Origin of the sequence: Ferruginibacter paludis (assembly GCF_030409685.1) — a bacterium.
In the GTDB taxonomy this organism is placed as follows: Bacteria; Bacteroidota; Bacteroidia; order Chitinophagales; family Chitinophagaceae; genus Ferruginibacter; species Ferruginibacter paludis.
In genome coordinates this window covers 334144-348273 of the sequence record NZ_JAUFQJ010000015.1, presented here as the reverse complement: position 1 = coordinate 348273, position 14130 = coordinate 334144, and the positions used below count along the sequence as shown (strand labels likewise).

Below are 14130 nucleotides of genomic sequence, written 5' to 3'. Positions count from 1 at the left end.
TTAAAAGTTTTTTACACCTGTTATGAATAAGTTCATCAAACAAATAATATATTTTTCTTTACGGCATCGTATACTGGTGTTTTTTCTGACTGGCATTCTCGTGGTCATAGGGGTAATCAGTTATAAAAATACGCCCATAGAAACCTTTCCGGATGTAACCAATACACAAATTATTATCATCGCTCAATGGAGCGGCAGAAGCGCAGAGGAAGTTGAAAAATTCATCACCATCCCAATGGAAACGGTGCTGAATTCTGTGCAGAAAAAATCCAACCTGCGCACAACTTCAGCTTTTGGTCTGTCCTACATCCGCATTATTTTTGATGATGATGTAGATGATGCTTTTGCACGCCAGCAGGTAATGAGCCGATTAAGCGGCGCAGATTTGCCGGACGGTGTAAAACCCGATGTACAACCTCCCTATGGCCCTACCGGCGAAATATTCCGTTACACATTAAGCAGTGCAACCCGCTCTATACGTGATTTAACTACTATACAGAATTGGGTACTTGACAGGCAGTTTAAAAGCGTAGCCGGTGTAGCAGATGTAAATAGTTTTGGCGGCGAAGAAAAAACTTTTGAAGTAAGTGTCAATCCTGACCTGTTATTGAAGTACAATCTTACTTCGCTGGATGTGTACAATGCCATCGCCAAAAGCAATGTGAATGTGGGCGGCGATGTGATTGAAAAAAATGGCCAGTCTTACCTGGTAAGAGGAATTGGTTTATTAAATAATGTGGATGAAATTCAAAACATCATCATCACAAAAACACATGGCGTTCCATTGCTGATAAAGAATGTAGCCAATGTAGTGGAAGCAGGCAAACCCAGGCTGGGACAAGTTGAAAGAGCAGATAAAAACGGCAAACAAACGGATGTTATAGAAGGCATCATTGTGATGCGAAAGGGTGAAAACCCAAGCGAAGTATTGGATAATGTACGGGCGAAAATAAAAGATCTCAACGATAATATTTTACCAAAGGATGTAAAAATTAATACTTTTTACGATCGTACCAACCTGATGGATTTTGCGCAGGAAACAGTTATTCATAATTTGATTGAAGGTATTATTCTGGTAACACTTATCGTACTATTGTTTATGGCCGACTGGCGTACAACCGTTACCGTTAGCATCATCATTCCGCTCTCGTTACTATTTGCTTTTATCTGCATGCGCATTAAAGGCATGAGCGCTAATTTACTTTCGATGGGTGCCATTGATTTTGGTATTATCATCGACGGCGCCGTCGTAATGGTAGAAGGATTATTCGTTGCCATGGACCACAAGGCCCGCGAAGTGGGTATGGAGAAGTTTAATAAGTTAGCGAAACTCGGCCTCTTTAAAACTACCGGAACAGAAATGGGGAAGTCCATTTTCTTTTCCAAACTCATTATCATAACCTGCCTGATTCCCATTTTTGCTTTTCAGAAAGTTGAAGGCAAAATGTTTTCGCCACTGGCATATACATTAGGCTTTGCGCTGGTAGGTGCATTGCTGTTCACCCTTACATTGGTACCGGCGCTGTCAAGTATTTTGCTTCGTAAAAATGTTAGGGAAAAGCACAATCCCATTGTATTGTTTTTCGAAAACGGCGTTGCAAAATTATTGGCCATTGTTTACCGAAATCAAAAATTAAGCGTACTCATTGCCATCATTGTAATGGTACTTACTTTTTTCTCTGCCAAATTTTTAGGTTCAGAATTTTTACCGGATCTGAATGAAGGTGCGTTATGGGTAGAAGCAGAATTGCCTATGAGTGTTTCACTATCAGAAGCCAATCTTGTCAGCAATAAAATGGTTGACATCCTGCAAAAATTTCCCGAAGTAAAACAAACGCTTTCGCAGGTGGGGCGCACCAATGATGGTACAGATCCCAAAGGATTTTTTAATGTACAGATACAGGTAGATCTTCAGCCACAAAAAACATGGAAAAGGAAAATAACCGAAGACCAGTTGATAGATGAAATGGATGTGCAGTTGCGTAAATTTCCCGGCATCGTGTTTAACTATTCACAACCCATCCGTGATAACGTAGAAGAGGCTGTTGCAGGTGTGAATGCTGCCATGGCAGTTAAAATTTTCGGACCTGATTTTCTAACACTCGATAGCACCGCCAATGCCGTAATGGACGTGTTGAAAAAAGTAAAAGGCATTGAAGACCTTGGCGTGTTGCGTAACCTCGGCCAACCGGAATTTCGCATTGAACTGGATCAGCAAAAAATGGCTTTTTATGGTATCAATACTGCCGATGCGAATGCCGTAATTGAAATGGCCATTGGTGGTAAAGCCGCAACACAATTATACGAAGGCGAAAGAAAATTTGACGTAAGGCTTCGCTACCGGCAGGAGTTCAGGGCATCGCAGGAAGCCATTGAAAATTTAATGGTACCTACCAATGACGGTGCAAAAATTCCGCTGAAGGAAATTTCTTCCATCCGCACTTTGACCGGACCTGCATTTATTTTTCGTGATAATAACATGCGGCATATTGCAGTGAAATTTTCCGTACGCGGAAGAGATTTAGGAAGCACGATTGCGGACGCTCAACAAAAAGTAAATGAAGCAGTGCAATTGAAACAAGGCTATAAATTAAGCTGGAATGGTGAGTTTGAAAACCAGCAACGGGCTTCCGCTACACTCGCAAGAGTAGTGCCCATTTGCCTGCTGGTTATCTTCTTAATTCTTTTTGTAACATACGGCAATGCCAAAGACGCTTTTTTAACCATCATGAATGTACCCTTTGCATTGATTGGCGGTATACTGGCCTTACACATTACGGGTATTAATTTCAGCATTAGTGCAGGCATTGGTTTCATCGCTTTGTTTGGTGTATGTATTCAAAACGGTGTAATTCTCATCAGTGTTTTCAGAAAAAACCTGGATGCCAAAATGCACCTGGATGATGCCATCAGGGAAGGTGTAAAATCAAGAGTTCGCCCGGTAGTAATGACGGCGCTGATGGCCATGATCGGCCTGATGCCCGCGGCTATTTCAACCGGCATCGGAAGTGAAACGCAAAAGCCTCTGGCCGTAGTGGTGATTGGCGGCCTGGTAACCTCCACCATCCTCACGCTATTAATTTTGCCAGTTATTTACGCACTCGAATTTAAGTTAATGCACCACAGGGAAAACAGGAAACTATTGAGAAAAATGCGGGTGGTAAGTAAGGTGGAAAAGCCAAATGAATAAAGCAAATGGCTGATTTTTAGATGTCTGATTTCTTTCTTATCATAACAGTATGCTGCTCCACAATTTTACCAACGTATTTGTGGAGCAGTTTTGTAAAAATGATTGTCCGGACTAAGCATATTTGTGGATCATCGTTGCATCGCCCTCTTACTTTTTCAGCTTTGCTGTACGTCTTCAATCCGAAAAGCTTGCTGATTACGCGGCGGAAATTGGCAGTATAAGGATGGCTAATAAAATACCTGGTTGAAATTACAGTCGTCAAATAACTCTCCTTCAGGGTATGGGCAGGCGCCCTACTTCAACACTCTTAATTTCACCGTATCGATACGGGTATCGCTTACATTTAAAATGTCGAACTGGTAATTTCCAATGGTGAAAGTTTGTTTCTGTTTGGGTATTTCATCCCGGTTATGAATTATAAAACCACTCAGTGTTTCAGTATCAGCCCTGTCCGGAAATTCAAGCTCATATTTCTCCGTAATGTAATCCAGCTCAAGTCTTCCGCTGAAAATAAATTCGTTGGTGGCCAGTTGTTTTTCTACAAACTCTTCGGTATCGTGTTCATCACGGATATCGCCGAAAATCTCTTCCAGCAAATCCTCCATGGTTACTATCCCGGCAGTACCGCCAAATTCATCCACGACCCAGGCAATACTTTTTCTGTCCCTGCTGAATTTATTCATCAGGTCAGTAGCACTCATACTTTCAGGGATTGCCGGTATGGGTAATAATATAGATCGTACATCCGATGGATTTTTAAACAGATCCAACTGGTGAATATAGCCCAGGATATTGTCAATATTTTTATCATACACCACCAGCTTACTCAGTTTTGTCTGGATAAAAATACTTTTAACCTCATCAATATTGCGGGTAATGTCTACGCCTTCAATTTCCTTACGGGGTATCAGGCATTCCCTTATTTTAATTTCGCTCAGCGACAAGGCATTTTCAAATAATTCCTTGTTGATGTCGCTGGTATCTTCTTCATCATGATGCTTGCTTTGCTGGATAAAATGTTCCAGGTCTATCTTCGTAAACACTTCTTTTTTATCACTCAGCCTTACATTAAAAATATAGCGCAACACCCACTCTGCAATGTTGACAAAAAAAGTAGAGATCGCAGAAAAGGCGGCAAAAAAGAACTGCACAATGTAAGCAATGAAACCGCTGCTTAAAATGCTTTCGTTGGTTGCCCTGAAGAATGCTTTAAATACAAATTCTACAAACAGTACAATAAGTGTTGACAAAATTGTTTCTACCAGCAGTTTGATATACTTTACATAATCGGCCAGTGCCACCGGCAGCTTTAATTCGATGTAATGCCAGAGTGGATATAAAAATTCGCCCACCAGTAAACCATATACTACCAGTACAATATTAACGCTCACCAGCATGGTGCCAATAAAACGGGCCGGCTTGTCCGCAAAATCGCCCCAGGTTCTGCCGCTGTAGGAGCCTTGCTTTTTTCGCAGTTCAATTGACAGCTTGTTGGCAGATACAAAAGCAATCTCTATCCCGGAGAAAAAGCCAATGAGGAGTAAAGAAATTATAATCGCAAAAAGTGCTATCCAGTCCATATAGTAAAAATAATAACAAACATTGATTTGAACACCAAATGAATTTACCGTTCTATGAAAGCGCCGATAATGCGCTCCGCTTCGCTGCACGCATGTTCCAGTGTATCATTAACAATCTGCTCATCAAACTGGTCTTTAAAAGAAATTTCGTAGGCAGCTTTGTTTACACGTGCTGCCAGTGATTCCGGTGTTTCTGTACCGCGGCTTTCTAAACGGGTTTTTAAAGCATCCACAGAGGGTGGCACAATAAACAGGCTGATGGCAGATTCGGGATATTGCTGTTTAACATGAATGGCTCCTTTTACATCAATATCAAGGATAGGTATTTTACCAGCATCCCAAATGCGTTGCAGTTCGCTCTTTAAAGTGCCGTAATATTTTCCTTCATATACCATCTCCCATTCAGCAAATTCGTTTTGCTGAATTTTTTGTTTAAACTCCTCTGTACTCATAAAATGGTAGTCTACTCCATTTTTTTCACTGCCCCTCGCCTGCCTGGTTGCAGCCGAAACAGAAAAAGCAAGTTGAGGAAAAACACGCATTAAATGTTGCGTGATGGACGTTTTGCCTGCACCCGACGGCGCAGTAATAATGATGATTTTGTTTGGGATGGCCATTTGCAAAGAAAGGAAAGAAAAGGCAATTGTTGGGGTTGAATTGCTGAATGGTTAAATGGATGAATTGTTGAAGGAGTGAATTGTTATATTGTTATTTGCAGCTTCCGATAAAAAAACATCTACCCTGTTTAAAAGTTAAACAACCAAGCCATAAAACATTTATGGTTGAGTGGCTCATGGTTGGAATTGTTATTCGAGACTTCGGATAAAAATAGCTGCCCTGTTTACAATGTGCCAAAAACAATAAAACAACTTTACAATCCAGCAACTAACCCACCCTTCTAATATCTGCGCCTAATGCCTGCAACCTGGCATCTATATTTTGATAACCGCGGTCTATTTGCTCAATATTCTGGATAACGCTTTTGCCATCTGCGCTTAAGGCCGCAATGAGCAAAGCTACGCCGGCCCTTATATCCGGACTGCTCATGGTGATGCCCCGCAACTGTTGTTCCCTTTCCAGCCCTACTACAACCGCCCGGTGTGGATCGCACAAAATTACCTGGGCGCCCATATCAATTAATTTGTCTACAAAAAACAAACGGCTTTCAAACATTTTCTGGTGAATCAATACACTGCCTTTGGCTTGTATGGCGGTTACCAGTACAATGCTTAGTAAATCCGGCGTAAACCCAGGCCAGGGATGATCATAGATGGTCAATATACCTCCATCCATGTATTTCTGAATTTCATATAAATCCTGCGAAGGAATATGAATATTATCGCCGATAAATTCCATTTGTATACCCAGCTGCTGGAATCTTTCCGGTATGATGCCGAGGTGTTCCAGCCCTGCGTCCTTTATGGTGACATCTCCCTGCGTCATGGCAGCAAGGCCGATAAAACTCCCTACTTCAATCATGTCCGGCAACAGGCGATGGTCAGTACCACCAAGCTCATCTACTCCATCAATGGTGAGCATATTGCTTGATATACCAATTATTTTAGCCCCCATGCGGTTGAGCATTTTACATAACTGCTGCAGGTACGGTTCGCAGGCTGCATTGTAAATGGTACTAACACCTTTGGCCATCACCGCCGCCATTAAAATATTGGCAGTTCCGGTTACACTTGGCTCGTCCAGCACAATGTGGGCGCCTTTTAATTCAGGTGCGGCCAGGTAAAAATATCCATCAGGATTGTATTGAAAAGCCGCACCCAGTTTTTCAAATCCCATGATGTGCGTATCCAATCTCCTTCTGCCAATTTTATCACCTCCGGGTTTGGGCAAAAAGGCTTTTTTAAACCTTGCCAGCATAGGGCCGGCAAGCATCACAGAGCCCCGCAGCCTGCCGCTCTTTTTATGATAGTCGTCGCTGTTTAAATAGTCAACATTTACATCATCGGCCTGAAAAATACAGGTATCTCTGCTTACACGGTCTATTTTTACGTTCATTTCTCCCAGCAGTTCTATCAGCAGGTTTACATCAATAATGTCAGGGATATTGGTAACGGTGACCTTTTCAGCCGTAAGTAATACCGCTGAAATAATCTGCAATGCTTCGTTTTTGGCACCCTGCGGTGTAATTTCTCCCGACAGTTTTTTGCCACCCTTTACTTCGAATGAGCTCATAAATTTGTGCTGCTATAAAATGAACAATAATAAAAAAATGAAAGTACCTATTTTATATAAAAAACCCTGATTCAATTATCGAACCAGCTTTTTATTTAAAAAATTTGTTCCAGCTCTTCCAGGTGATGGATGATGTAAGTTGGCTTGATATCGGTGCTTATCTTCAAGTGATTTACAAATACACAGTCCATGCCCGCATTGATGGCGCCCTGAATATCGGCATCCAGGTTATCGCCCAGCATAATGCTTTCCGCCAGCGAGGCTCCGGCTTTTTGCAAAGCAAAGTCAAAAATTTCTTTTTTCGGCTTCAGGCTGTTGCTTGCTTCTGATGTGATCATGTGCGTAAAGTACTTATTAAGCCCGCTGTTGTTGATTTTGCTCCACTGCGTTTTTTCAAAACCGTTGGTGATGAGGTGCAGCACGTATCCTTTGGCGGTGAGGTAGTCCAATATTTCAATGGTATGCGGAAACAGTATTTTTTTTACAGGTAAGCGCTCTAAAAAATGTACGCTCATATCCCTGGCCAGTTGCTCGCTGCCAATTTTAAACTCCAGCATGGTACGCCACATGCGCTTCCATTTTAACTCGTCGCTGGTGATAAACCCTTTGTGGTACCTGTCCCATAAAATTTCGTTGTGGTGCAGGTAGTGTTTATAAAAATCAACAAAGGGATGAACGCCTTTTGCTTCCAGTTCAAAATGGTCGTACACTTCAATCAGCGCTTCTTTGGCGTTGGCATCAAAATCCCATAAGGTATGGTCAAGATCAAAAAATAAATGTTTGTATTCGGGCATGTTTATGGAATGGTTGAGTATTTCGCTGGTCTCCCAACGGAAGACAGGGCTGGTTATTTTAACGCTGTCACTATTTTTGCAAAGCTAATGGTAAATCATGTATGGCATTTATAAAAGGTATTGTTATAAAATGATGCAGCCTGCACAGACGGCATTTTTAAAACCTGCTGGCAGTGCCGTAACTTCGGCCCCGATGGCTGAAGTTGAATAAAGCAATATTGTACAAGTGTGCGACGCCAATGAAGTACCACATTGCTTCTTAGCCCGGACAATTATTTTTTGAACAAACATTTTACACAGCGCAGCTGTTAACCTTTTTACCATGAATATAGTAATAACAGGAGCTTCTAAAGGAATTGGTAAAGCTGTGGCTACCGCTTTTGCCGCAGACAATCACGAACTTTTTTTATGTGCCCGCAACGAAGTGGCCCTTTACAATACGGTGGCAGAACTGCAGGTAAAATATCCCGACAGTACCATTAACGCCATGGTGGCAGATGTTGCCAATAAGGAAGACAATAAAAAATTTGCTGAATGGATTTTACAAAAAGCGGGTACTGCAGATGTGCTGATCAATAACGCGGGACAATTTTTGCCGGGCAGTGTATATAATGAACCGGAAGGCCTGCTGGAACAAATGATGGCGGTTAATGTGTACAGTGCCTACCAGCTTACAAGACAGTTGCTGCCTGCGATGATGGCGGCCAAACAGGGACATATTTTTAACCTTTGTTCCATTGCATCTTTACAGGCTTACGCAAATGGTGGCAGTTACAGCATCAGCAAATTTGCGCTTATGGGGTTTAGTAAAAATTTACGGGAAGAGTTGAAGCCTTATAATATTAAAGTAACAGCGGTTTATCCCGGTGCCGTAATGACCGATTCGTGGGGAGATTTTGATAACAGCAACCACCGGATTATGGAAGCCAATGATATTGCTGCCATGATTATAGCAGCCACTAAATTATCTCTGCAGGCTGTGGTGGAGGATATTGTGATACGGCCTCAGTTGGGCGATCTTTAGTGTGGTTAACAAAGAACAATTCAAGGTCACATTAAGGCAGCTTCATTTAACAGTTTTTTACAATCATTTCTATTTTTCTGTTACATTACAGCTTCGCTATAATTTACTTTTGTATTACCAGTTATTATGAATGCTTTATCGAAGAGATTATTACTATTGATTTTATTAGCGTGCTTTTTTTGCCAGTGCAATGTACTGGCACAGGTGCGGTTTTCGGCTTCCGTTTCGCCTGCTGTAATTGGTAAAAATGAAACAACCGAATTGCGGCTGATGGTTGAAAATGCACAGGATGTACAGCAAATAATTCCCCCTTCATTTAAAGATTTTATTGTAGTAAGCGGCCCCAACCAGGAGAGCAGTGTTGAAACCGTGAATGGCGTTACCAGGCAATCTATCGGCCTTACCTACGAGCTGCAACCCAGAGCAAAAGGTAATTTTACCATTGGTGAAGCCATTGCAAAAGCGGATGGCAAAACACTTAAAAGCAATGCGGTAAAATTACAGGTTACCAATGCAACATCATCGGCTGCTTCCAACCGAAACAGCGGCAACTTTCCCTTTAGTGGCCTATCCTCTTTATACGACGACGGCATGCCGCGTGCGGATAACAGGGATTATATTTTAAAGAAGGGAGAAAATGTGCAGGAGAAGGTTGCTAAAAATATTTTTATTAAAGTAGATGCAGATAAAACAAGCTGTTATGTTGGTGAACCGGTGGTAGTAAATTATAAATTGTATACCCGGTTAAAATCGGAAAGTAATATCACCAAAAATCCTTCCTTCAATGGCTTTTCTGTTGTTGACCTGAGCCAGCCCGGCCGGCCATATTATGCCACCGAAAAATTGAACGGCAAAGAATATAATGTGTATACGCTGCGCAAGTCGCAATTGTATCCGTTGCAGGCCGGCGCCATGGAAGCAGAAATTGCGGAAGTAGAAAACACCATTCATTTTGTGAAGGAAGATTATTTTAAAAGCCGCCGCGGAAGTACAGATGCGTTGCTGGAAGATTTGGGTTTTGCCGGCTTGCCGGCTGATGCCATGCAGGATGAAAAAGTTACGCTGCAAAGCAAGCCGCTGATCATTAATGTGAAGCCATTACCAGATACAAACAAGCCTGCTTCTTTTAACGGTGCTGTTGGTAGTTTTACTTTGGATGCCGGTGTAGAAAAATCAACTTTTTCAACGGATGATGCCGGCAAATTTCAGTTTACCATTACTGGTCGTGGCAATATGAATTTACTGAACGCCCCGGAAATTAAATGGCCTGATGGCATTGAAAGTTACGAACCAAGAGTGGTAGAATCACTCAATAAACTGGACGTACCAATCAGCGGCAGCAAGGGTTTTGAATATTCATTCACAGTTAAAAAAGCAGGAACCTATACGTTGCCCGCAGTTGAATACAGTTACTTTGATCCGGTACAACACAGTTATAAAATAATCAGCACCAAACCTGTAACCATTACCGTTACGGCAGGAACCGGGAAGAACAATACTGCAAAATATGTTGCTGATGACCGCAGTACCAACGAGCGTGTTTCGGCTACTATTTTCAGCAACCGGCTTTGGATTATTATTCCGGTAGCACTCTTGATTTTTGCAGGTTTGTTTTTTTGGGTTAAGAAAGAAAACAGCAAAGAACATGTAGTAGCAGTTAACCGTAAAGCGGAACAAGAAGCAATTAAATTAGCTGAAACAAAAAAAGAGGAACAACTACCTGCCAATCCTTTGGCACATACAGAATATCACCTGGTGCAACAGAACAGCAAACCATTTTATGAAACACTGAATGCCGAAATGCGCCGGTTTTTAGCCAGCCGCCTGGCTGTTCCCGTAGAAACAATCAATAAAAAAAGAATTGCTGAGGAACTGGATAAAAAAGGTATTGGTGTCGGTACAAGCCTGCAGGTACAACAATTACTGGATGATATAGAGTGGCAATTGTATACGCCCTTTACAGATGAAAATAAAATGCAGGAAATGTACCAGACAGCCACTAACATTATTCGTGCTTTTGATGCGGTTTAATGATTCAGACCTCTGTAAACTTATATCCCACGCCTCTTACAGAATGAAAGTATTTTGGATTGCGGCTGTCTTCTTCAAAATATTTACGGAAGCTTAAAATGAAGTTGTCGATGGTACGGGTAGTAGGATATACATTGTAGCCCCATACAGCCTGTAAAATTTTTTCCCTGGTAACCACTTCATTTTTATTTTCAATCAGCAGCTTTAGCAGCATGATTTCTTTTTTTGTTAACTCAATCACTTCACCATCTTTGGTAATGCATTCCAGGGCTTTAAAGTCTACCTGGTTTTTACCGAATTTATAAATTTGTTCCAGCGGTTTTCTGATTGCCAGGCGCTTGCTTTTTGCCACCAGTTTATTTACCCGCAACAATAATTCTTCCAGGTTAAAAGGTTTGGTTAAATAATCATCGGCGCCTTTTTTTAAACCGAGTACCCGGTCAGCACTGCTGTTTTTGGCACTTAATATTAAAATGGGAATATCATTGTTTTGCAAACGGATGCTTTCACAAACACTGATGCCATCCAGCTCCGGTAACATCACGTCCAGTATCATCAAATCAAAATGTTCCTGCTGTACCGCTTTCAATGCTTCCAGCCCGTCAGAAGCGCAGGTTACTTCATAGTCTTCCAGTTCCAGATTCAGCTTTAAAGCTTCCTGCAGATTTTCTTCATCTTCCACCAGTAAAATCGAAATCTTATTTTCTGCCATCTTAATTTGTTTATTGTTTATACCTGCAATAGCTATTGCCTGAAAAGAATGGTAAAATTACAGCCAGCGGGTACATTATCCGTCAATAAAACTGTTGCATTGTGTTGCTGCGCAATTTTTTTTGTAAGATACAAACCCAGCCCGGTTCCCTTGGCGCCCTTTGTTGCCTGGTTACCGGTGCGGTAATATTTATCAAACACTTTTTTCTTTTCAGTATCATCAATTCCTTTTCCTTCATCCTTCACCGAAAAACTGATTTCCTTATTTTGTTCTTTCAACAAGATGTATACCGGCGTCTCTTTGGGGGAATATTTGATGGCATTATCAATCAGGTTATTTACGCCCATTTGCAACAACAGGCGATCGCCCATTATAAATATATTTTCGCCAATGCTGGCTTTAATCTGCCGTTGCGGGTAGCGGATGATACAATCCTGCACGCACTCGTTTACCAATTCTGCTAAGTTAATATCTTCCTTTGTTATACTGTATCCGCCGGCTTCTATCTGCGATGCCAGCAGCATATTGTTACAAAGCGCATTGAGGCGGTTGGTTTCCTGTATGGTATTCTGCAACAGTCTTTGCTGTTGTGTTTCGTCCAGCTTTCGTCTTTGCAGGGTTTCTAAATTTAACTTGGTTACGGCAATAGGCGTTTTTAATTCATGCGTAATGGCCATCATAAAATTTTGTTGCTGCTGAGTGGAGATCAGCTGCTGCCTTACCGCACGGTAAATAAAAACGGCGCTGGCCAGTATCAGCAACAAAAAAATACTGCCTTCGCCAATGTATTGAATTGTCTTTCTTTTTTCTGCTGCATTCAATTGCTGAATGGCATCATAATAACCGGCACTGTCCTTTTTCAGCTGCTCTGTTTCAAATTGTATCATCTGGTGGTTCTGCCTGTTAAGGGCAATAAACCAATACATCAGGGCCGATACAATATAGATCAGCAACACCCAGTACACCGCAAAAATCAGCCGTAAACGTTTTGTTTTAAAAGAGGGAAATGTCATTATAATATCATGGTGTTATTAAATTGACTTTGATGGTAGTTGGGCAAGCTATATAAATACTTCTTTGGATAAGGTAACAGGAAAAAATTTATTTACAACCATTATCGACGAAGCAATCTACTGCACTTTTTCAATCCGGATTCCGGCATTCATAATGTTCGGCAAAGGATTTTCCCGCATGATTTGACCAACCTGGAACCTGTAAGTGCCGGGCTTGTTGAACTTTACCGGGGAGCTGGTAATTAATTTTCTTACTTCCCAGATATCATCCATGCCTGTCCCTTCCCAGCCCCTTGCATCCGAGCCCAGTTGCAATTCAAATTGCTGGGTACGCATTTTATCTCCCGGCGACTGGGTGCCTACTTTAAGCCAGATATTGTTGTACCGGTAAGCATCCGTATGGCGTAATACAATGTAGATATTGTACGAAGCGGTAGTGTCCTGTATGGTAAAATCAAAAACAGGTTCTAAACTAAATGCCCATTGGTTGTTGGGTATCACCACATTTTTTTCAAACACATCCATCCTTTTGCAGGCGGTGAGCCACATACTTGCAACAAGAATGGTGGCAAATAAAAAACGATGATTTGTAACGGGTAAATATGCCTTTATGCTCACAACAAAAATTTATACAAAAATAAAACTCTTTAGCGATTAGCCACTGCCTCTATCGTCTATCGCCGAAGTATCCAAATGATATTACAACACATTCAGCACCTGTTCTTTTGCTTTTTCCAACTCATCTTTCATTGTTACCACGCACTTCTGAATGCCGGCATCATACGCCTTACTGCCTGTGGTGTTAATTTCACGGCCAATTTCCTGTATCACGAACGATAATTTTTTACCTTTTGCTTCATCCTTGTCTGCCAGCAGGCTTATAAAATATTCGCAGTGTTGTTTTAACCGAACCTGCTCTTCGTGAATGTCAATTTTTTCGATGTAGTAAATCAGTTCCTGCTCCAGCCTGTTGCCATCATAATTTTCTTTGCCTACATGTTCTTCCAGCAGCTGTACTATTTCTTCGCGGATGCGTTTCATGCGGTTGGGTTCCAGTAGTACGATGGCTTCTTCCTGCGCATTGATGTTGGTAATGCGTTTAATAAGATCCTTCTCCAGGCTGGCACCTTCTTCTTCCCGGTGCTTATTTAATTCTGTGAGGGCTGTTTGCAACACTTTTTTAAAGTCTTCAAAATCGGTATCATTCAGCATGTCGTTGGTGGGAGTTACCACCTCAGGGAGGCGCAACAAGGCACTTAAAACAGAATTGGTATCAATACTTAGTTCACCTGCCAGCTCTTCAATCTGGCGGTAATAAGCCTTGATTAAATCAGTATTGATGTTAACCGGTTTGGAAGTGCCATTTTGTTTGATGGTGATTACACAATCAATAGTGCCCCTTACCAATTGCTCCTGTAAAATATTGCGTATTTCAAATTCATACGGACGAAGCAATGGCGGCAGCCGCAACTGCATTTCAAACTGTTTGCCATTCAATGACTTTATTTCTACCAAAAATGTTTTATCATTTACTGTTTGTTCTGCCCGGCCAAAGCCAGTCATTGATTTAAGCATAGTGCGGTTATTATTTTATAA

At 41.5% G+C, this 14130-nt stretch carries 11 protein-coding genes; 3 read left to right on the top strand and 8 right to left on the bottom strand.

Going from position 1 to position 14130, the window contains the following annotated elements:
• Positions 1 to 22 precede the first annotated feature (22 nt).
• Positions 23 to 3190 carry an efflux RND transporter permease subunit gene (locus tag QWZ08_RS22375; RefSeq protein WP_290339806.1) on the top strand — a complete coding sequence of 1056 codons (3168 nt, stop codon included), beginning with the start codon at positions 23 to 25 and terminating at the stop codon, positions 3188 to 3190.
• Between the two features lie 293 nt (positions 3191 to 3483).
• Here the strand turns inward: QWZ08_RS22375 and QWZ08_RS22370 are convergent, their stop codons facing one another.
• The 4 genes from QWZ08_RS22370 to QWZ08_RS22355 all read right to left on the bottom strand — a co-directional run bounded on the left by QWZ08_RS22370 (position 3484) and on the right by QWZ08_RS22355 (position 7754).
• Positions 3484 to 4770 carry a hemolysin family protein gene (locus QWZ08_RS22370; RefSeq protein ID WP_290339805.1) on the bottom strand — a complete coding sequence of 429 codons (1287 nt, stop codon included), beginning with the start codon at positions 4768 to 4770 and terminating at the stop codon, positions 3484 to 3486.
• A gap of 44 nt (positions 4771 to 4814) precedes the next feature.
• On the bottom strand, positions 4815 to 5387 hold the full coding sequence (gene gmk / locus QWZ08_RS22365) for a guanylate kinase (RefSeq protein ID WP_290339803.1): 573 nt from the start codon (positions 5385 to 5387) through the stop codon (positions 4815 to 4817).
• Positions 5388 to 5655: 268 nt separating this feature from the next.
• Complete coding sequence (murA, locus tag QWZ08_RS22360; RefSeq protein WP_290339802.1) at positions 5656 to 6960, bottom strand: UDP-N-acetylglucosamine 1-carboxyvinyltransferase; 1305 nt, start codon at positions 6958 to 6960, stop codon at positions 5656 to 5658.
• A gap of 95 nt (positions 6961 to 7055) precedes the next feature.
• Positions 7056 to 7754, bottom strand: coding sequence for a YjjG family noncanonical pyrimidine nucleotidase (locus QWZ08_RS22355; protein WP_290339801.1), 699 nt, complete (start codon positions 7752 to 7754; stop codon positions 7056 to 7058).
• Positions 7755 to 8076: 322 nt separating this feature from the next.
• Between QWZ08_RS22355 and QWZ08_RS22350 the strand changes: the two genes are divergently transcribed.
• On the top strand, positions 8077 to 8778 hold the full coding sequence (locus QWZ08_RS22350; RefSeq protein ID WP_290339800.1) for an SDR family oxidoreductase: 702 nt from the start codon (positions 8077 to 8079) through the stop codon (positions 8776 to 8778).
• A 126-nt stretch (positions 8779 to 8904) separates the two neighbouring features.
• The gene (locus QWZ08_RS22345; RefSeq protein WP_290339799.1) at positions 8905 to 10809 is read left to right on the top strand and encodes a BatD family protein; all 1905 of its coding nucleotides are present in this window, start codon (positions 8905 to 8907) and stop codon (positions 10807 to 10809) included.
• Positions 10810 to 10813: 4 nt separating this feature from the next.
• Here QWZ08_RS22345 and QWZ08_RS22340 read toward each other — a convergent pair whose 3' ends face one another.
• From QWZ08_RS22340 to QWZ08_RS22325, 4 genes are all read right to left on the bottom strand, one after another.
• On the bottom strand, positions 10814 to 11521 hold the full coding sequence (locus QWZ08_RS22340) for a response regulator transcription factor (RefSeq protein ID WP_290339798.1): 708 nt from the start codon (positions 11519 to 11521) through the stop codon (positions 10814 to 10816).
• A 32-nt stretch (positions 11522 to 11553) separates the two neighbouring features.
• Positions 11554 to 12534 carry a sensor histidine kinase gene (locus tag QWZ08_RS22335; RefSeq protein WP_290339797.1) on the bottom strand — a complete coding sequence of 327 codons (981 nt, stop codon included), beginning with the start codon at positions 12532 to 12534 and terminating at the stop codon, positions 11554 to 11556.
• A 117-nt stretch (positions 12535 to 12651) separates the two neighbouring features.
• On the bottom strand, positions 12652 to 13152 hold the full coding sequence (locus QWZ08_RS22330; protein ID WP_290339796.1) for a gliding motility lipoprotein GldH: 501 nt from the start codon (positions 13150 to 13152) through the stop codon (positions 12652 to 12654).
• Positions 13153 to 13233: 81 nt separating this feature from the next.
• A complete protein-coding gene (locus QWZ08_RS22325) occupies positions 13234 to 14109 on the bottom strand; it encodes a YicC/YloC family endoribonuclease (protein WP_290339795.1) in 876 nt (291 codons plus the stop codon).
• Positions 14110 to 14130 lie beyond the last annotated feature (21 nt).